General features: G+C 52.9%; 13 protein-coding genes. 9 read left to right on the plus strand and 4 right to left on the minus strand.

Going from position 1 to position 21,247, the window contains the following annotated elements:
- The first annotated feature begins 2 nt into the window (after positions 1–2).
- From kduI to ACR3ZL_RS10560, 5 genes are all read left to right on the plus strand, one after another.
- Positions 3–818, plus strand: coding sequence for a 5-dehydro-4-deoxy-D-glucuronate isomerase (gene kduI / locus ACR3ZL_RS10540; RefSeq protein ID WP_486173432.1), 816 nt, complete (start codon positions 3–5; stop codon positions 816–818).
- Between the two features lie 606 nt (positions 819–1,424).
- A complete protein-coding gene (locus ACR3ZL_RS10545; RefSeq protein WP_473653195.1) occupies positions 1,425–2,366 on the plus strand; it encodes an aldo/keto reductase in 942 nt (313 codons plus the stop codon).
- 34 nt (positions 2,367–2,400) lie between these two features.
- Positions 2,401–6,942 (plus strand): sulfatase-like hydrolase/transferase, encoded by a 4,542-nt coding sequence (locus tag ACR3ZL_RS10550; protein WP_486173433.1) that lies wholly within the window; start codon positions 2,401–2,403, stop codon positions 6,940–6,942.
- A 77-nt stretch (positions 6,943–7,019) separates the two neighbouring features.
- Positions 7,020–9,452, plus strand: a complete 2,433-nt coding sequence (locus tag ACR3ZL_RS10555) for a DUF1592 domain-containing protein (RefSeq protein WP_473653193.1) — start codon at positions 7,020–7,022, stop codon at positions 9,450–9,452.
- Position 9,453: 1 nt separating this feature from the next.
- Complete coding sequence (locus tag ACR3ZL_RS10560; RefSeq protein ID WP_473653192.1) at positions 9,454–10,794, plus strand: DUF1552 domain-containing protein; 1,341 nt, start codon at positions 9,454–9,456, stop codon at positions 10,792–10,794.
- A gap of 199 nt (positions 10,795–10,993) precedes the next feature.
- On the opposite strand, the gene ACR3ZL_RS10565 is transcribed toward ACR3ZL_RS10560, so the two are convergent.
- The gene (locus ACR3ZL_RS10565; protein WP_473653191.1) at positions 10,994–11,224 is read right to left on the minus strand and encodes a lamin tail domain-containing protein; all 231 of its coding nucleotides are present in this window, start codon (positions 11,222–11,224) and stop codon (positions 10,994–10,996) included.
- 471 nt (positions 11,225–11,695) lie between these two features.
- Here ACR3ZL_RS10565 and ACR3ZL_RS10570 point away from each other — a divergent pair, with 471 nt between their 5' ends.
- From ACR3ZL_RS10570 to ACR3ZL_RS10580, 3 genes are all read left to right on the plus strand, one after another.
- The gene (locus ACR3ZL_RS10570; protein WP_473653190.1) at positions 11,696–12,937 is read left to right on the plus strand and encodes a DUF1559 family PulG-like putative transporter; all 1,242 of its coding nucleotides are present in this window, start codon (positions 11,696–11,698) and stop codon (positions 12,935–12,937) included.
- A gap of 84 nt (positions 12,938–13,021) precedes the next feature.
- Positions 13,022–13,207 (plus strand): hypothetical protein, encoded by a 186-nt coding sequence (locus ACR3ZL_RS10575; RefSeq protein WP_473653189.1) that lies wholly within the window; start codon positions 13,022–13,024, stop codon positions 13,205–13,207.
- Between the two features lie 747 nt (positions 13,208–13,954).
- Positions 13,955–14,353, plus strand: a complete 399-nt coding sequence (locus tag ACR3ZL_RS10580) for a hypothetical protein (protein ID WP_473653188.1) — start codon at positions 13,955–13,957, stop codon at positions 14,351–14,353.
- A 101-nt stretch (positions 14,354–14,454) separates the two neighbouring features.
- Here ACR3ZL_RS10580 and ACR3ZL_RS10585 read toward each other — a convergent pair whose 3' ends face one another.
- From ACR3ZL_RS10585 to ACR3ZL_RS10595, 3 genes are all read right to left on the minus strand, one after another.
- The gene (locus tag ACR3ZL_RS10585) at positions 14,455–15,918 is read right to left on the minus strand and encodes a DUF1501 domain-containing protein (RefSeq protein WP_473653187.1); all 1,464 of its coding nucleotides are present in this window, start codon (positions 15,916–15,918) and stop codon (positions 14,455–14,457) included.
- A gap of 6 nt (positions 15,919–15,924) precedes the next feature.
- A complete protein-coding gene (locus ACR3ZL_RS10590) occupies positions 15,925–18,309 on the minus strand; it encodes a PSD1 and planctomycete cytochrome C domain-containing protein (protein ID WP_473653186.1) in 2,385 nt (794 codons plus the stop codon).
- Between the two features lie 68 nt (positions 18,310–18,377).
- On the minus strand, positions 18,378–19,955 hold the full coding sequence (locus ACR3ZL_RS10595) for a sulfatase (protein ID WP_473653185.1): 1,578 nt from the start codon (positions 19,953–19,955) through the stop codon (positions 18,378–18,380).
- 221 nt (positions 19,956–20,176) lie between these two features.
- Here ACR3ZL_RS10595 and ACR3ZL_RS10600 point away from each other — a divergent pair, with 221 nt between their 5' ends.
- Positions 20,177–21,142, plus strand: a complete 966-nt coding sequence (locus ACR3ZL_RS10600; protein WP_486173434.1) for an AraC family transcriptional regulator — start codon at positions 20,177–20,179, stop codon at positions 21,140–21,142.
- Positions 21,143–21,247: the final 105 nt, after the last annotated feature.

Here is a 21,247-nt window from a genome sequence, read left to right on the forward strand (position 1 = left end):
TGATGCCCAGTTGCGAGCAGACCTCGCGAATGAACACGGCAGAACTTCGTGAACGTTTTCTATTGACTGATTTGTTCCAGCCTGGATGCCTTTCAATCGATGCCACTGATCTGGATCGAGCGGTGGTGTTAGGTGCAGTTCCGGGCACCAACGCAATCGATTTGACGAGTCCCCCCAGCCTTCGTAGTGAACACTTTTGTGAGCGGCGTGAACTCGGTGTCATCAACTTAGGTGGTTCTGGGAAAATTGATGTCGATGATGTCACCTATGAGGTCGTAAACTGCGAGGTGGTTTATGCCGGACGTGGAACAGAGCGAATCACGTTCTCGAGCGATTCCGAAAATCAACCTGCACGTTTCTATGGGATCAGCTACCCCGCGCATCGAGCGTACCCGACGGTAAAGGCAAGAATTCAAGATGCTCGGCGGATCAATCTAGGGTCCGCCGCAACGGCGAATGAAAGAACGCTTTATCAATACATTCACGAAGACGGAATCAAGAGTTGTCAGTTGGTGATGGGGTTCACGGAACTTGCCGAGGGCAGTGTATGGAACACAATGCCATGCCATACCCATTCCCGGCGAACTGAAATCTATTGTTACTTTGATGTTCCAGCGGAGCAACGCATTTTGCACTTGATGGGAGCACCGCAAGAAACACGAACGTTATGGGTGGGAGATGGTGAAGCGGTGCTGAGTCCCGGATGGTCGGTTCATGCGGGCGCTGGGACCAGCCATTATCGTTTTGTCTGGGCGATGGGTGGCGAGAACCAACGATTTGACGATATGGATATAGAAGCCATTGGTGATTTGCGGTGATCAGATGCGGCAAGTTTCTGGGGCCAGCAGCAGTCTCTTGCCAGTCCGATCCCAAAGCGAAATCGCTCGCGTCCCACTCCATAATGACGTCAGCTTGTGCGGACGAAACTCCCACCAAAGTGGAAAGAGCGACGACAAACATCGTCTTTCTTCATAAACCAAGTTTCTTTATCGTGAACCGTACCTTTCAAAAAAAAACAGCTGAACCAGCAATGCCCCGTCGCAACTCTGAACGCGGCGTTCTGTCACTGATGAATGCACCTTGCCCAGCGTTAGAGTTTGGTTGGTCACCCATCCGGACATCAAGATGCGCCTTTGCGCCCCAAGGTGGCTTTGTGTCTATATCCCCCGCCGCCGCAGTTCCGTTCTGAAACTACCGCTGCTCGCATTCATCTTGGTGAATTTGAAGGATTGAAGGCCGCCTGATCTAGCGCAATTGCGCACGTAGCCCTGACCGGTCGTCTGGATGACAATTCACTACAGGTAGTGAAGACCCCGTAGTCGGCCGTGCAGAGCGGGGCGAAAGGACATTGCCTAGTGTTTAGTCGACGATCAGCTTGATCACGTGGACTTGCCGCGTTTCCAGTATTCCCTTCGAGGAAATTCATGAGGTTTAGTACGCTAGGTAAGACTGGTATCGAAGTGTCGCAACTGACAATTGGGGCATGGCAGTTGGGTGGTCCGGTTACCTTTGATGGCAAGCCGGATGGCCATCCTGATCCGGGGAAAGACAACGTGCTGCGGATGATTAGGCAGCTGGCAGATTTGGGAATCAATTCCGTTGATACCGCCGAGCAATACGGCAACGGGGAATCGGAACGGAGGGTTGGCGAAGCGATTGCCGGGCAACGTGACCATTGGGTAGTCACATCGAAGTTCGGTTATCGAGTGGGAGCGGGCAATACTCGCATCGACGATTCGAGCCCACCGACGATCTTGCCGAGCTTGGAAGGCTCATTGAAACGATTGAACACAGATCGTATCGACGTCTATTTGTATCACTGCGCTCCTAAGCCCGAGCAGATTCAGGAGGGGCGTGAGATTTTGGAGCGGGCAAAGGTAAGCGGAAAGATTAGGGCCTACGGGATATCCACCGCTGATGCCAACCTAGTGGCTACGATGATCGAACAGGAAGCGATTGACGTCGTTCAGTTTCCGACCAATTTGCTGGATGCAAATCACGAACTTTGGCAATTGGCCCAGCGAGCACAACTGGGAACGCAGCTCCGCGGTGTCATGTCCCAGGGAAGACTCAGCGGAAAGTACTTTTCAACGCGGCCGGTATTTCAGTCGGATGATCACCGAACTCATCGATGCGAGTTAGAGGACTATAGTCGGTTTAGCGTGCTTCAAGAATATTTGCCTACGGGTATGACAATGGCTCAAATGGCGATCCGTTGGATTCTTGATCACGAAGCAGCTAACACGATCTGTATGGGAGCAAAGAACATCGATGACTATCGGGCGGCGATTGATGCCGTTGCACTTCCACCAGTTGACAAGGAAGTCCGTGATCGCTTGCATTCAGCTGCCTCGTCACTTTCGTAGGCATTCTTTCTCTACTCCAATCTCTCTTACTCTCATGTCGCTGCGTTCACTCATTACTTCTTGGTTGATCATTAGCTGTTACGCCTGTACTGCCGTGGCTGACGACTCGCCTCCCAATATCGTGACTGTTCTGATCGATGATATGGGGTACAGCGATTTGTCCTGCTTTGGTGGTGAAGTTCAAACAGACAACATTGATCGCTTGGCCGACGAAGGCATTCGCTTCACAAACTTTTACGTCAACTCACCGATCTGCTCACCATCTCGGACCGCGCTAACAACCGGCCAGTATCCCCAGCGATGGCGGATTACATCGTTCTTAAACAATCGGAAAGCCAACCAACAGCGTGGCATGGCCCAGTGGCTTGCCCCGGCGGCCCCGCTGCTGTCTCGGCAACTTCAGGACGCAGGATACTCCACCGGCCATTTTGGAAAGTGGCACATGGGCGGTCAACGTGATGTCGGCGACGCTCCTTTGGTGACGGACTATGGTTTTGATCACAGTCTGACCAATTTTGAAGGCCTTGGTCCACGTGTGCTCGGCTTCAAGGATTCCTACGACGGAAGCAAAGCCGAACTGCATGATTTGGGCAGTGACCAACTCGGACACGGAACGATTGAAACGATGGATCGCAGTCGTATCACCGGAAGATTTGTTGAGAGAGCGATTGAGCACATCGACGAGGCGGTAGACGCCGGCAAGCCGTTTTTCGTCAATGTTTGGCCAGACGATGTTCACTCGCCGTTCTTTCCTCCCGAAGTGTTGCGAGATAAGACAGACGAGAGTAAACGACAACTTTACTTGGCTGTCTTAAAGGCCATGGACGATCAACTGGCTGCCTTGTTTGATCGCATTCGAGACGATCGAAAGCTGCGTGACAATACTCTGATCGTTGTCTTTAGCGACAACGGTCATGAACCGGGTGCTGGCAAATCCGAGCCACTTCGAGGGAGCAAAGGTTTCTTGTACGAAGGTGGCATCCGCAGCCCATTGATCGTTTGGGGCCCAGGATTGGTAGAACCTTCCACTGCCGGAACCACCAACGAACACTCCGTCTTTTCAGCGATCGACGTCAATCGTTCGTACTACGAACTGACGCACGTTCCTGTCCCGTCCGGTGTGACGCTCGACGGCGAAGATGTCTCAAAGACGATGCTAGGAAGGTCTAAAACGGGTCGGACATCGCCAATCTTCTTTCGCCGACCGCCTGATCGCCCGCAAGTTGACGGTAAAAGAAAACCCCGCATCAACAACCGGCAAACGACGGTAGACCCAGCGGTTGACGACGCCCCCGACCTCGCTGTCCGCGACGGCAAGTGGAAGTTCCTAGTCAACCTCGATAAATCCAACGCTCAACTTTATGACCTCAGCAAGGACGCTGGCGAAACAAACAATCGAGTTGAACAACACCTTGACGTTGCTAACCGGCTTCAGCAAGCCTTGTTCGATTGGAATGCGACCTTGCCCAAGGATGCCGGCGATCCGACGTATGGCAAATCTAAATCGGTATCGCGAAGCCAATTTGTCAATCCGATCGGTGAGGGAGCCGACCCGTGGGTGATCGCAGATCCGAGCGAAGAACGATATCTATGGTGCATGAGCGAAGGAAACAGGGCGATTGCCATTCACACGAGCGAAACGCCCACGTCGCTTGGATCGAAACACATCGTATGGCGAGCTCCTAAATCGGGAATGGTGTCGAAACAGGTTTGGGCACCCGAGCTTCATTTCCTTGATGGCCGTTGGCACATTTACTTTGCGGCGTCGGACGGCGACAACGCTAATCATTTGACGTACGTTTTGGTGGCGAAAACAACCGACCCATTGGGTGAGTACGAACTGCAAGGTCCGATGCTCACTGGTGAAACAATCGAAGAAAGCAACGACGAGAAGACATCACCCAACCTTTGGGCGATCGACATGACCGTACTCCAACACGGCGGTCAGCGTTATGCGATCTGGTCCGGATGGGATAAACCGGGGTCTGACCAGCAATACTTGTACATTGCGCCAATGGAATCCCCAGTCAAGTTGGCAGGGTCTCGAGTGCGAATCTGTGCTAACGATGACTTTCCTTGGGAGTTTACCGAAGGAGACAGCAAAGGTCGCGGACTGAATGAAGCCCCTCAAGTACTTATGAACGGCGAGCGGACGTTCCTGACGTATTCCTGCGGCGGTTCATGGTTGCCAACGTACAAGCTGGGGCTACTCGAATTGACCGGGAACGATCCTCTCGATCCCAAGGCATGGGTCAAGAATAGCCAGCCTGTCTTTAATGGCACGGAACAGACGTATGGCGTCGGTCATTCATGTTTTGTTCGTTCGGCTGACGGTCAAACACATTGGCACGTTTATCATGCCAAACAGGATCGCAATCCGGGTTGGCGACGAGGCATTCATGTGCAATCCATGAAGTTCGACGAACGCACCGGGGCTCCGGATTTTGGTCGACCGATCGCACCGGGAGTGCCCCAGCCATGCGATTTACCGGAAGCAAACGCTTCGATTGACGATTCCAGCGAACTGCTGAATGATCCGTCGCGATGGCAGTATTTTGGCCATCACCAGCGATATGCATTCGACGACAAGGGCGTTTGTTTGGGGATTCGGGATAAAGCTGCTGTCAACGATTTCGATTCGGGAGAGAAAATTGTACTAGCAGATTTCGTCGCCAATGAACTGCAGGCTAGCGTGACGATCGGTCAAACGACCACTGCCAATCATGATGAGGCTGGCATCCTGTTTCGAGTCAGCAGTCCAGCTCTAGGATACGATTCACAACGCGGGTATTTCGCCGGCGTGAATATCCACGACGACTACGCCGTGCTCGGCAAAATGGATGGTGAGCACTTTGAATTGCTACGGAAGGTTGGCATTAAGCTGGATGATCAACAACCCGTCCGCTTATCCATCAGCGCCATCGGTTCCAAATTGACAGTGGATGTTGACGGTCGTGAAGTGATCCAGGTGACCGATCAAGAATACTCGACCGGATCGATTGGGCTTCGTGTTGTTCGGACGGAAGCTTGCTTCAGCGAACTAACTGTGCAAAGCGAAACCGACGAAAGAGCATCAAACCTCACTACTCGCTCAGCTCAAACTGCAAATTCACCCAACGTCGTTTTGATCGTAGCGGACGACCTGGGTTGGAACTCGGTTGGATACCACGACGACGAATACAAGACGCCACATATCGACTCGATCGCTGCGGACGGGATGGAGCTGGATCGGTTTTACGTTGCGCCAATGTGTTCACCCACTCGCGCCGGGTTGTTGACGGGGCGCTATCCGATCCGCTTTGGAATGGCCCGATCGGTGATACCACCGTACCGGGATTACGGTCTGCCGACGTCCGAAACGACGCTTCCGGAAATGCTCGGCGAACTTGGATACGAACGTCGAGCCATCTTTGGAAAATGGCATTTAGGTCACCGACGGTCGAAGTGGCATCCACTGAATCAAGGCTTCACGCATTTTCATGGTCACTACAACGGGGCGATCGATTACTTCGATTTGACGCGGGAGGAAGTCCGCGATTGGCAGGACGACTATCAATCGTCAGATGAACAGGGATATGCAACGGATCTAATCGCCGACGTTGCAGCAAACTGGATCAAAGAATCATCGACATCTGATTCTCCGTATTTCTGTTACGTGCCTTTCAACGCGCCACATTCGCCATTCCAGGCTCCTGACGACGCGATCGAAAAGTATAGTGATAAGGTTGGGAAGAAACGCAGCGCAAAGAATCGAGAAATCTATAAGGCGATGATCGGTCGCATGGATGAAGGCATTGGCCGGATCCTAAATGCCATCGATGCATCCGGTGAATCAAACAACACGATCGTTTGGTTTCTCAGCGACAATGGTGGAGTCGGAGAGTTGCGCGGCGTCAATGATCCTCTACGCGGCTCCAAGTTAACCGTGTTTGAAGGTGGTATCCGTGTTCCTGCCTGTGTTCGTTGGCCCGGCGAGATTCCGTCTGGGCAAGTGGCGGACACGGTGTGCGGCTACATCGATGTGTTGCCAACGCTGGTGTCATTCGCCGGTGGACAGACATCGAATCCTGCGGACAAGCCGATCGATGGCGTCGATCTGTCTTCCGTGCTGCTTGGCAAGGGTCAAAAAATCGACGGTCGACCATGGTATTCCTATCACGGTCAGCCCGGACCAGCCTCGGAACGATTGTCGGTGATCGATGATGGTTGGAAATTGGTAGTCAACGGTCCGCAGTTCAGTGATCTGGAACAACTCCAAGATCCAGCAAGCAAAATTCTTCTGTTTCACCTCTCCGAAGATTTGAACGAAGCGATCGATCTTGCCGATCAGCATCCCGAGAAGGTCAAAGAACTGGCGAAACAATTATTGGAACATCGAGCGCTTCAGCCAGAAGACTCAGTACCGCCCTATCGCGTAGGCAATTCAGGCTTCGTTCCGCCACCGATGTGGAAATTGGATCCAGAGCATCCTGATGAGCTAGTGGGTCACCATGTTCCAGGCGACTTCAGTCAACGGCAACAGAAAGCGAACGAGGAAGATGTCCCATTAGCCAAGACAAAGATCGGCGGACACTGATGCGATTGCACTTTTCGTTTCCTGCCATATTTCTCGTTACGTTTCTCTTTTCGTGTGACTGCGATTCAGAGGAGCCGTTGATCGCTGCGCAAGCTCAATCCGTCGCTTCTTGGTCCTTCGAGAAAAACCAATTGCTGCTACAAGAGTCCTGCATCGATTGCCATAGTACCGGCAATGCAGAAGGTGGAATCAACCTGGAGAATCTCTCCGAAGCTGGAATGCTTGCCTCAGAGCGGCCGATTTGGGCACGGGTCTTTGAACAGCTGAAGGTTGGTGCGATGCCTCCGGAGGAGAAACTGGACGAGTCACAACGGTCTGCCGTGGTTGATTGGCTCGACGAACGAATGAACTTCGTCGATCTCTCAAAACCAATCAATCCGGGCCACGTCACCGCACGTCGCCTTAACCGAGCCCAATATGACCGAACGATTCAGGACCTGTTTGGAATCCGACTTTCGCTGTCCAACAGTTTCCCTGGCGACGACGTTGGATATGGGTTCGACAACATTGGCGATGTCCATACGGTCTCGCCGTTGCGGATGGAAAGCTTTCTGGAAGCCGCCGAACGGGTTAGCGAGTTCGTGATGCAAGCTGGTGAATGTCTGGAAATGAATCGCAACGAACAGGCGGCTTTTTACAATAAAAAGAACACGCTACGGCAGTCCGGTGCAGGCGTGATTTTCGATACGAAATCGGAGATCAGTATTGAATTTGATTTTCCCTTCCCCGGTGAATACGAAATCGCAGTGCGAGCATTCGGATTGATGCCGGATTCGGTATTTCAAGCACGCGGCGTCGATCAGAAAGAAACTTGGCCTCAGCACAACAACGCCTACACAACCGGCGAACCGCACCCGCCGCTTGAACTGCGTGTTGACTTGGACGGACGCCAGATTCTTTTAACGCCCGTCGATCAGCAAACCTCCTCACGCGATTTGCAGACCTACACCGCCCGCTTTTCGGCTTTGATGGGTCAGCAAGCTGTCTCGTTCCATATCGTCCCGCCGGCAACGCTTCAGGGCAAAGCACTCCAGCAATGGACGGCGGATCCTCCAAGAATCGGAATTCGCGAGACTCGAATCAAAGGCCCATATGCGATTGATGTTGCTGGACTTTCTCCGCTCCATCAATTCCTCCTAGGGCATCGGCCGACCGAATCCCGCACGCCACAGCAGGCGATGAACGATTTAGTACGGAAGACTGGTGCAAAGGTTTGGCGGCGCCCATTGACCGAAACAGAGGTCAGCGTCCTGACAGAATTCGCACTGAGTTCGGTAACTCCCGAGACGAGTTTTGATGAAGCGGTCGAAGTGATGCTGCAATCCTTGCTAGTCTCTCATCAGTTCCTTTACATCCAGGATGAGATTGCCGCCAAAGAGCCTTCCAATACGATTCTCGCGCTAAGTCATTTCGCGATCGCGTCGCGACTGTCGTACTTTTTGTGGAATAGCATGCCGGATGAGATGCTATTTCAACTCGCAGACGAGAAGCGTTTGCATGACGATGACGTTTTGCGTGACCAGGTGGCCCGAATGCTGGAGTCCCCGAAGGCCGATGCATTTCGCGAAGGATTCTTTCGGCAATGGCTCGATCTTCGCAAGCTGGCCACACTGAACATTGAATATGGCGGGAAAGAACAAGCGGCAGCCGATCTGAAAGACGCCGCAGAAACCGAAACGCTGATGTTCATTGACTCCCTGTTTCAGCGTAATGCAAGCGTCGGCGAAATGCTGACCGCAAACTACAGTTTCATCAACGGTCGACTAGCGGGCCTTTATGGAATCAAAGACGTCAAAGGCAGGGAATTTCGACGCATCGACTTAGGTGATCAACCGAGACGCGGGATCCTGACTCATCCAAGTTTGTTGATGCTGACGTCCTATCCCAATCGCACGTCCCCAACAAAACGTGGCAATTGGATTCTTGAAGCAATCCTTGGCGACGCCCCACCCGATCCGCCGCCAAACATCCCCGACTTATCGGCGGTAGGGAAATCAAATCCGAATGCGACGCTTCGCGAACACCTGGAAATCCATCGCAGCGATCCGACCTGTGCGTCATGCCATCAAGTCATGGATCCGATCGGGCTTGGCTTAGAGAACTATGACCTCCTGGGGCGCTGGCGGGATTTCGACGAGCGAGGGAATCGAATCGATGTGCGTGGCGAACTGCCGGGAGCGGGATCTTTCAACGGCCCCGATGAACTCCTGGATATTCTTATCAGGCGAGAGCCGGAGTTTGTCGAAACGTTCTCGCGTAAGGTACTCACTTATGCGCTTGGACGCGGGCTTGAACATTACGACCGGATCGCGATCGAAAAGATCCTTGATGCAACGAAAGACGAGAATCACCGGATTAAAGACATCGTTACAGAGGTCGTCCTGAGTTATCCGTTCCGAAATCAAACTGGCAGTCGAAGCGTTGATCCGACGGCGTTTGATGCGGGTGTTGCTAACGAAGGCCTGCGGCCATCGCCGTCGGCTCAGTCACTACCAGTCAACGAGAACTGACATGAGAAAACCCGCACTGAATCGTCGTCGAATGCTTCGAGGAATTGGAGTCGCGATGGGGTTGCCATTCTTGGAATCACTGCCAGGAATTGCTGCGGCCGCAGCGTCAGGATCGGATCCAAAGCCACCGGTTCGTGTCGGCTGGCTGTTCTTCCCCAACGGCGTCGTTAGTGAAGACTGGCAGCTGCAAGGTAGCGGGCGAGAATTCGCGTTTGGAAAGACAACGGCGCCGCTGGAAGACGTGCGTGATGACGTGCTGGTGATCTCTGGTCTGGCCCAGCAGAAGTCCAGCGGTGGCAAAAAAGATGAAGCCGGAGCACACGCACTCGGCTCGTCGCGATTCCTGACTTGCAAGACCGCAAGGAAAACGAACGGCAAGGACATCTATCTAGGTGTTTCGATTGACCAAGTAGTAGCGAGTCAGGTCGGAGCGAATTCGCGGATGCCCTCCATTCAACTTGGCGTTGAGGCTGGAAAGCAGGAAGGTCGCTGCGACAACGGTTACAGTTGCACATATCTGTCGAACATTTCTTGGCGCAGTCCGACGCAACCTTGCGGCGTCGAAATCAATCCACGCCGTGCTTTCGATCGCCTGTTCGGCTTGCAGGGCAAGGAAGCGGCCAAGATGAAGGCTCGCGCGGCACGTCGTCAAAGCGTTCTTGACTTCGTCGCTGAAGACGCGAGATCAGTCTCTCGCACATTGGGCGGCAGCGACCAACGAAAATTGACCGAGTACTTTGAAAGTGTGCGGGAACTCGAACTCTACATCGACCGAACCAGTTCGATGCCGCCGCTACAGATGGCGCCACACTTACGTCCCGAGGCAACGCCGGAAACCGTTGTCCATCACATGCGGATGATGTATGACATCATGGCTTTAGCATTTCAGACGGACGCGACCCGTGTGATCACCAACATGCTTGCTGATGGGCAAACTAGCCGCGTGTACAAGCACCTTGGACTGACGTCTGGTCACCACCAATTGACGCACTCCAACGACCGCGATGCCGAGATCCAGCGGATCGATCAGTTCATGGTCGAGGAATTCGCACGCTTCGTTGGCAAGTTGAAGTCGATCCCTGAGGGAAACGGCACGCTGCTGGACAACTGCATGATCATGTTTGGGTCAGGTCTTGGCGATGGTCGCAAACACAACCACAACAACTTGCCATGCGTGATCGCTGGCAGTGCTGGGGGAGCTGTCCAACCAGGTCGTCATCTGAAGACTCCGAAAAACACTCCCGTATCGAATTTGTATTTGTCGATGATGCACGCTGCGGGTGGAAACGCGAGCCGATTTGCCGATAGCAGTGAGCCGTTGTCCGGTCTCACCGAGGCTTAGCTGCAGACCTTGGCTCATCGCTCTACAGGTCCCGTGCCACGAAACACAAACTGAAAGACTTCCTTATGCAGGACTTGAATACGAATCTCCAACAGATTCCGCATTTTAGGCAAATGCTCTTTGCTCATTTTGCCGTCTTCGCGTTTGTCTATTGCTCTGCAAGTTTTGACTTGAAAGCGGCGCAGCCCAACATCGTGGTTTACTTATCCGATGACCATTCGCAGGTGGATTCCAGCGTGTACGGCAACGTGGAGAACGTCCACTTCCCCAAGTTGTCTGCTTTGTCGGTCAAGCCCCAACCGTCCAGGCTGACAGTTCCGCTGGTTGGATTATAGACTTCGCTCCAGTCGCTCGAGTCTCCGTCAACGTCTTCGAGTCCGCCAGAATTCGATGCGAGGAACTCGGAGATGATCGGAGTTGCTGCCATCACTCACCGGGTTTCCAATGACTCAGAAAGCAATTTTCGACGACGAAATCGGGTGGAAGATTTGATCGTTGATTCACTAAAGCGGCGAGTCGGCTTAGGATTGGAAAAGAAGTCTCATTTGCGGAGATCGCATAGAGCGTTCACAAACGGAAGCGTCTGAGGCGAATGGCTCATTAGCCATTACCCCTATCGCTTCCTTAGGCTGTGGAAGACTGGCTTACTTGACGGCCAGGCTTTCTCGCATCGTGCTTCTCAGAAAATGTTAGTTGGGCATATCGGCCCCCATGCAGGGGCGTGATTGCGCACGTAGACCGGGTGCAACGGCCTTGTAAACTACTCAAACAATGCTGGGGGCTTTGGCGAATTCGGTCGTGCGACTATCCACGCAGCGAATTTTGACTGCTGGTCGTATCTACCGGATTCACCCTTCTGAAGGTTGTTTGAGTTGTCGTTTTCCCTTTTAGGAATTTAATTATGAGAAGGTCGAAAAGTCGAGTGGCATTTACGCTCGTCGAATTGCTGGTGGTCATCGCGATCATCGGCGTGCTAGTGGGGTTGTTGTTGCCCGCCGTGCAAGCAGCACGCGAAGCGGCTCGTCGAATGAGTTGTAGCAACAATTTCAAGCAGCTTGGCTTGGCGATGCACAATTATCATTCAGCCTACAACAAGCTTCCGATGCAGGGTGCTGGCACAAAGTCCGGAACGCCTGACGGACCTCTCACTTCAGGTGACATTTTTGGCAGCCACTTCGATCATAACAATATGCAGCTTAGTGCTCTTGTTGGCCTGTTGCCATTCGTAGAGCAGCAAGCTGTTTGGGAGCAAATCGTCAATCCTCTTTTCGTGGACCACAATAGCAACGGCACGATCGACGCTGGTGAGCAGTATCCCGCAATGGGGCCGACGCCCCAAGAGATTGACGGTGATCTGTACACGCCCTACCTGACAGAAATGCAGACGCTGCGATGTCCAAGCGATCCGGGCACCGGTTTACCTGCGCGAGGAAGAACGAACTATGCGCTTTGTATGGGAGACTCGCCCGTCCTAGGCGCTTATGGTAATCGAGGCACCACGCTTGGGGTGGATATTAGAGGAGCAGGCTGGTTTAGTTGGGGGGGGGCGAGAGCTTCGCAAGCTGCACAACGGGGGGTGTTTAAGTTGCATGAATTCGCAGGATTCCGAGATATCCTAGATGGATTATCTAATACGATCGCGATGGGTGAGATTGCGACCTATTTAGGGGACCGGGATGTCCGCACCAGTGCTCGTACAGGGGAAGGCGCTACAGGATTCATCACTCGGTGCGACAATCACACCGACCCGAACAGGCCTAGGTTCTGGGCAGTGGGGCAGGCGGTTGATGTGGCTGACGATCCTGCCGCAGCTAGCATGGCACGTGGGTATCGCTGGGCTTCAAGCATTCCCTATCAAACGGCGTGTTACACGATTAAGCCACCCAATAGCCTGATCTGCGCCAAAAACTACAAGGACGGTGGAGTTTTCGGTGCAAGCAGCAACCACCAAGGTGGTGCCCATGTGTTGATGGCAGACGGTGCCATTAAGTTCATTACCGACTCTATCGAGGCTGGAAATCAGACTGCTCCCACGCCTACACGGACTGGCCCGGACACTAACGTTGGCGGAAGGAGCCTCTATGGTTTGTGGGGGGCGCTTGGCACGCGAGCATCGAAAGAAATCATTGACGAAGAATTTTGATCTGCACTGTCGTGCGACACAACTTCGATGGACCTCGCACATATTTGTCGAACGAGGTCTTTTCTTTATCTTGGAGAACACACTATGAATTTTGGAATTCGCAGCCTGTTATCACTTCTGTTCTGGTCGGCCCTGATCACCGGCACCAGCGGTTGCTCCGAAAGTGGCAATTCACAAATTGAGCCTAGCCCAGACGCAAGAGTGATGACGCCTGAAGAGCGGGAAGAATACAACAAGAAGCAGTCCGAGATGATGAATCCGAATAGCTAGTCAATATGGCTCGGTAGTTTAGAACCTGCAAAACCAGCTGGGAAATTGGGGCGAGGCTCCTTGCCAGCTGAAGTGTTGATCTAATCCCAGCACGACGTACCAGCAGTGGTTCCAGGCCACTTGCTATCGCTGCGGGCTGATGATGTTAGCCGAGATGTTAGCCGAGATGTTAGCCGAGATGTTAGCCGAGAGCTGGCCCTGAGTATCGGCTCTGATTAAAACGCCGTCTGTATTGGCCTAGGGTTCAGGCGGCGTTGCGGCGGAAGGTGGTTACTAGGTAGCAGCCGTTTTGTATCTGACTATGAGCGAGATCTTTTCCAAGCTGTACGTCGTTTCAGCCAGCAGCATTCGCACGCAGTCGACTCGCACCCGTTCTATTTCCTCACGCTATTTCCTAACGCGGTGTGCGTGAGAGCACCTGCCGGATACGTCTTTCCAGAGTGGCTCAAGAATAGGCGGTCGCTGTCAGTATGTTCTCAACACCGATTCTGTCACAGGCGTAAGAGCGGATGTACTTGATGGCAGAAGCTTTATACCAATCCGATCCCAAGTGAATGTATTCAGGGAAGCCGAACGATATCGAAAGAGGCTAACGAAATATTAGGGAAGAAACCTCGCGAAAACGCCTCGCCCGATAAGCATCTCGCTTTTCGACAGCGACGAGAAGAGGTCGTTCATGCTCTGGCAGGGATAGTCAACCGTTACGATGCACCTCGCCTGTTAGCGTTAGATGGATTAGGAGACGAGGTGTTTAGAGTTACACTATCTGCTCTGGAGTCGACAGGTAATCAGGGCGGTAGATCTGCCGGTGTTTCGCCATCGCACTTGTTGACACTGACTCGATTAAAATCGGGACACGCGTCGCTCGTCAAAGAGTCGGTGAAGCATCGCTGGTCCGTCCAGGAATTCCGCCAGAAAATCACGGATCGCAACAATGTTGGCTCAGGGGCGACGGACGGTTCACGTGCAGTACGCCCGCTTACGCAAATCAATTCGGTTGAACAAAAAGTGGACGCTTTGCAGCGATGCTTGGAAGGTATCGAAGAGGTAGTCAATGTGGACACAATTTCCCGTATCAAGCCACGTGACGTTGACAAGGCGAGAGATCGCTTAACGAAGGTATTGGCTCAATTACTCAAGATCTAAATTCAAATCGACAAAACGATGCCGACGTTAGAGAAGGCAAACAAGTTGCTGCTTAAACAAGTGAAAGCGTTGCGGAAGTAGATCAATCGGACAGATGTCCGCTAGGCAACAATTTCGTGCACGACTCGTGATGGTTCTACACCGGTTAGCTTTTGATCGAGACCCTGAAATGGGAAGGTCAGTCGTGCGTGATCAACCCCGAGCAAGTGCAGCATCGTTGCGTGTAGATCGCGAACATGGACGGAGTCTTCGACAACGTTATAGCTGAACTCGTCGGTCTTGCCGTAATCGATACCCGGCTTAACGCCCCCACCAGCCATCCACGCAGAGAAGCAACGTGGGTGGTGATCGCGGCCGTAGGTTTCGGTCGTTAGAGTGCCTTGGCCGTAAACCGTCCGTCCAAACTCACCTGCGAAAATGACGAGCGTATCTTTCAAAAGTCCACGTTGCTTCAGGTCTTGTAGTAACGCGGCGGTTGGCTGATCAACATCTTGGCATTGTCCAACCAGGTTTTCAGGCAACTTGGTGTGATGGTCCCAACCACGATGGAATAGCTGAATGAACCGGACATCTCGCTCAGCCATTCGGCGTGCAAGCAAGCAGTTGCGTGCGTAAGTACCAGACTTTTCAACATCGGGCCCGTACATTGCCATTGTCTCCGGACTCTCATCGGAAATGTCCGTAAGTTCCGGCACCGATGTCTGCATTCGGAAAGCCATTTCTTGTTGAGCGATTGTCGTTTCGATTTCTGGATCGCCAAGTTCACCAAAATGCTTCTTATTTAGATCGCCAAGAGAATCGAGCATCCGGCGACGCACCAGCGGGTCTACACCTGGCGGATTCGAAAGGAATAGGACCGGGTCGCCTGCTGATTGAAAGGCCACGCCTTGATGTTTCGAGGGCAGGAAGCCGCTTCCCCAAAGACGGCTGTATAACGCCTGGACATTGACCTTGCCGCTCCAGTGCGCCGAAGGCAGGACCACATAATCAGGCAAGTCTTTGTTTAGCGTTCCAAGCCCGTAGCTCAACCAAGCTCCCATGCTCGGTTTGCCGGGAATTTCGGATCCTGTGCAAAAGGATGTCTTCGCTGGATCGTGATTGATCGCGTCGGTATTCAGTGAATGAATAAAGCAGAGGTCATCCGCTTTTTCGGACAAGTTCGGCAGCAACTCGCTCATCCATCGACCGCACTGGCCCTTTCTTTCAAATTTGAACTTCGAGGGGGCAATCAACTGTTCTTTGCCGAGTGTCATTGCTGTGACGCGTTGCCCATTGCTGACCGACGGTGGCAATTCCGACCTGAACAGCTTTTGCAAACCAGGTTTGTAATCGAAGAGATCGATCTGGCTGGGTGCTCCCGCCATGAACAGGAAGATCACTCGTTTAGCCCGTGGTTTCACGTGCGGCGTAGGCAACGATCCGCCAGCACTTCCAGCGGTTGCCGTTGAAGGCATCCCCATTTGAGCTAACAAATTGGCCATCGCCGCCGTCCCCAAACCCATCCCGGAATTGGTCAGAAAACGCCGACGATTCTCAAAATTTTGGATTGTCTGAAAGTTAAACATGTTCATTCAGCTTTTGGTCTTGGTGACGTCGAGGTTGTAAAGCAAATTGCCAAGAATGGTCCAAGCGGCCAGCTCGGCTCGATTGAGTTCATGGGATGCCTTAGCATCTCCCAAAAGCTGTTCAACAAGTTCGGGATCCGATTCGTACTTTTGAACCAAATCTTGGACTAGCTCAGACATCATCGTTTTTTCCAACGCGTCGGGCTGAGTTGCAGTGATGGTTTCCCACATGAAATTCATTCGTTGATCGAACGGCTGATCGAGGGTTTGTACTGCCAGATGGCGTGCGGCCTTGAGGTATTCAGGCTCGTTGAGAAGCAACAACGCCTGCAAAGGCGTATTGGTGCGTTCCCGCCGAGCAATGCAGGCATCACGAATCGGAGCATTCAAGATGGTTAGCTGAGGATGGGGCATCGACCGTTTCCAGAACGTGTAAACGCTACGCCGATAGATCGCTTCCCCACGGCTAGGCTTGTACCCATCTCCCTCCATCGAAACCGCTTTCCAAAGGCCGGCGGGTTGCGGCGGTTTAACGCTAGGCCCCCCGCCCTTTGCAGATAACAGCCCGCTGGTTGCTAGGATCTGATCGCGAATCATTTCCGCATCTAAGCGATAGCGAGAACCGCGAGCGAGCAAGCGGTTTTCGGGATCCGCCTGAAATGCTTCAGGAGCTGTAATCGAAGATTGTCGATAGGTGCTGGACATGACGATTTCCTTCATCAATGCCTTCACGTCCCAGCCAGATTCGACAAAGCTTACGGCAAGGTAGTCCAAGAGTTGCGGGTGCGAAGGAACTTCTCCTTGATTGCCAAGATCTTCGGATGTTTTGACAAGGCCAACGCCGAAGAATTGTTGCCAAAACCGATTGACCGCAACTCGGGCGGTTAACGGATGATGAGGATCTACGAACCAGTTTGCCAAATCCATGCGTGATGGAATGTCTCCGGATACCTTCAGTGGCGGCAGGAATCCTGGCGTGTTGCGTTGCACCTCTTCGCCCAGCGAGTCGTATTGCCCACGATTGAAAACGAAAGTCGGACGAACTTCGTCTCGCTCTTTCATGACCATGGCGTGGGGTGTCGAAGACAGAAAGGCCTGCACCAAAGAGTCGATTTCTTTCCTTTTCGAACGCAGTTCATCTTTCTCCGTTTCGTCTTCCGATTTCCTTAGCCGCTGATCAATCTTCTTCAGTTGTTGCTCCCAATCGACGAGCTTTTGTTTCTCCTGTGCTGTTCCTAGCGTGATAAATGGACGGTGCAGTCCATTCTTGACTTTGCGTGGCGTTTCCGCGGTGGCGTCAATGTTGTTCAAGAACGCTGCTAGCGAATAGAAGTCCTTTTGTGTGATCGGATCGTATTTGTGATCGTGACACTGTGCACATTGCACCGTTAGGCCGAGAAAAGCGGTGCTGACCGCAGTGACTCGGTCGATCACGTTTTTGGCGAAGCTCTCTTCAGGCAATGCTGTCCCGACATCAATGATCAAGTGCAGTCGATGGAAACCCGACGCGGTTAGTTGGTCATCCGTCGCGTTAGGATAGAGATCACCCGCTAGCTGATACTTGACGAACTTGTCGTAGCCAAGATTTTCATTGAATGCTCTTATAACCCAATCGCGATAGGCGAAGAGGTTACGGAATCGGTCTTTGTGCATGCCATTGGAATCTGCATATCGGACCAAGTCCAGCCAGTATCGGCCCACATGCTCGCCGTACTGAGGACGTTCCAAAAGATCATCGACAAGCTCTTCCCAGGCAATCTCCGGGGAATCATTGAAGTGGGTAACGAAACGGTCAACTTCATCGCGAGTTGGCGGCAACCCGGTCAAGTCGAATGTGATCCGGCGGATCAGTGTTCGGGCATCAGCCTGTTGACTGGGTGACTTTCCTTGACCGTGCAGTTTCAACCGGACAAACTGGTCGATCGGCTGGTCGCTGCTATCCGAATTTTCGATGTTCGGCAGTTCCGGTTTGATCGGCGATTGGAATGCCCAAAAGCCCTCGTACGTTGCCCCAGCTTCGATCCAACGACGAATCAATTGCTTTTCCTGGACGTCCAGCGGTTTCAGGTGCGAGTCCGGTGGCGGCATGACCTCGTATTCGTCATCCGATGTGATTCGGTGCCACAGCTCACTGTCGTCGATCGAGCCAGGTTCAATCGCAAGTCCGATCGCACCCTCGGTGCCATCCGGCTGGTCCAACCGCAAACCCGATTCACGTGAGTGAGGGTCAGGCCCGTGACAAGAGAAACACTTCTTCGACAAGAGCGGGCGAATGTCACGGTCGTAGGAGACATCCTCTAGCGACTCGGCGGATAAGACAGGTGCCGCGTTGAGCAAAGTGACTAGAATTAGACAACGAAGCTGTCGTTTCAATTGCATACACTCAAACATGGGTTGAATCAGAATTAGTTGACGGTGAAATGGGGATCCGCTAGGCGGCTCGTTCTCTGTACTTGCAGCTAATCGTTTCTGATGAGACTTCCCCACCAATCGGCATTGGGTTGCCAGTCAGGGCGGAGCATGGCGGCGTGCTCGCGTTCGAGGCGGGCCTTGAAATCGGTTTGATATCGAAGCGACTTGGCTTCGGCTTTCGCCGGATCGTAACGAGGATCGGGGGTGGGGAATTGGGCGCCTACGCTGTTGAGCCATTCGTGTAACTGAGCGGCCATGCGTTGGGTGGTGACCGGCATCTCCAACGACAAATTGCATGTTTCACCGACATCCGCGTCCAGATTGTAGAGTTCGTCCCGTCCATCCTCGTAGTAATGAATCAGCTTCCACGGTCCTTGTCGGATGATCGAGCTGGGTTCACCGCCTTGGTTACCGTAGTGGGGATAGTGCCAGTACAGGGGTCGATCGGCCATTGGCTTGCCTTCCACCGCAGGAACCAGGCTGACGCCATCGACGTGCTGTTCGGGCAGCAGCGGCAAGCCGCATAGATCCAAGATTGTCGGATAGAAATCGGCACCCGTTACTGGAACATCACTTGTCGACGCGGGTTTGATACGATCGGGATAACGGATATAGAAAGGTTCTCTAATCCCGCCTTCCCATTGGCGGCCCTTTCCGCCGCGCAGGGGCAGGTTGCTCGTGCAAAAACCGTCGCCCGACGAGACGCCGCCATTGTCACCGGTAAAGATGACAATCGTTGATTTATCCAGCCCACAATCGCTCAACGTCTTAAGCACGTTTCCAATCGCGGTGTCCATCGATTCCATCATCCCGGCGTAAACCGGATGATCTTGGACCTGACGAACGGGCATCGTGCGGTCGACCTTAAAACGAGATTCGATCGACGGGGCCATCGCAGCAACCTTGCGGTACTTTTCCCACAGCGGTTTGCTGGTTTGCATCGGCCCGTGAACCGAATAGAAGGACAACATCGCAAAAAATGGTTTGTCACGATTGCTCCGAATGAACTTTCCTGTTTCCTCGGCCAGTCTTAATGGCAGCGATTCACCTTGTGGGCCGTCTTTAAGAAGCGGGTTGTTGTAAGGTGAAAAATAGCCTCCGGGTGGGCTGCCTCGATCGGTCCCGGCTACGTTGATTTCGTAACCGTGATCGCTTGGCAGCGAACCTTCTCCACCCAGATGCCATTTGCCAGCGAAGAAAGTCTTGTAGCCTGCCTCCTTCATCGCCTCGGCGATCGTCGTGTCTGCAATCGGCAAGCCGCGGACGTATTCCGGTGGCAACAGACGCTCGCCCGGACGCCAGTCCATACCCGAGTCTGCCCCAATCCAGTCAGTAATACCGTGCCTTGCAGTAAACTTTCCGGTTTGAATGCTCGCACGTGACGGGCTGCAAACCTGGCAATTCGCGTATCCATTGGTAAACCGAATCCCACCTTGGGCCAGTGCGTCCAAGTTCGGCGTCTGGTAGAAGGTGCTTCCTTCGATGGACATGTCATGCGTCCCCAAATCATCGGCCAGGATGAACAGCACGTTGGGTTGTTTTGCTTGAGGCCGTTGGGGCTCTTCAGCAGAAATATCCGCTGATAAGTAGATGATCGCTAAACCAAAAATAAGAGGACGCATCATAAAGGGTGCCTTGCTATTTGGATTCATCTGGCTGGAAGATTCAGCGTCACCGGCCAACTCAGGAGGATCAGTGAATGATCCATCGATCGAATTCGGGCCGAAGCGAATTATCTGAACCCGATCGCAATATCAGTCAATGTGGGCAAATCCAGGCAATGTTGCCTGGCTAACCATTATCCTGGCTTATCGCCGCCTGGACATAGTTTATCCTGTCCATGTTGATGGACTATCTTATTCTGTGGGTTTCTGCTTCGGTCAACAGCCAGATGAAAAAAGCTATTAAAACGCCGATCACTGAACGAATTCGTGAAGGGTTTCCTCAACAGCGATTGGTTGTATTGCCATCAAGCGTGATCGAGCGATGCCGAGCTCTCCCGATGACTAAGTTGCTGTATGTCACGCACATCGGCAGCTATCCTTCCGCTCCGTATCATTACGTGGATCGTCCCGAGGGTTCGGAACAGGCAATTTTGATTTATTGTTTAGCCGGAAAGGGGCAACTTCATTTAGATGGGGACGTCCATGCAATCCAGGCTGGCCATGCCGTGGTGATTCCGCCATCGTCTCCCCATCGATACTGTAGCGATGAGCAGGAGCCATGGTCGCTTTTGTGGATTCATTTCGACGGCAAGCAGACCGCTGCCGTGTTGGACAGCCTCAAGCTGGACGCGACGAACCCGGTTCTTTTCGCTCCAGACAGTCGCCAAATGCGGGATGCTTTTGAAGATGTCTTTGCTTGCTTGAATTACCATTACAGCGACGCCGGGTTGCTCGCGATGACAGCCGAATTGATGCGTTTTCTGAGCAAGCTGAAATTGCACCAAAATCATCTTCAAAAAGAGGTGCAGAGTTCTGAAAGCCGTGTGATGAAGACCATTGAGTTCATGCACCAGCATCTGGACATGCCCCTGACCCTTGCCGACCTAGCTCGTCACGCCGACCAGTCGGTTGCGTACTACAGCAAGCTGTTTCGTGAGCGAACGGATCAATCCCCGATGGCCTATTTTATCCAATTGAAAATCATGCGTGCGTGCGAACTGCTTGGAGAAACCGAGCTGGGCGTAGCAGAGATTGCGAAGGAACTTGGATACGAAGACCCGTTCTACTTCAGCCGCTTGTTTAAAAAAATTCAGGGTACTTCTCCTACTGAGTATCGTCAGACGTGCCAAGGTCTTGCACAGGGTTAAGCTGTCTTTCTGGAGGCAGCGGAGATAGTCCAGTTTAAAGTTTACGATTGTCCATGCGTTTCCAAGCAGGTCGGGACTACAACACGGGATGGGCGTACGCCCAAG

Source organism: Rhodopirellula sp. J20-39, assembly GCF_057365095.1.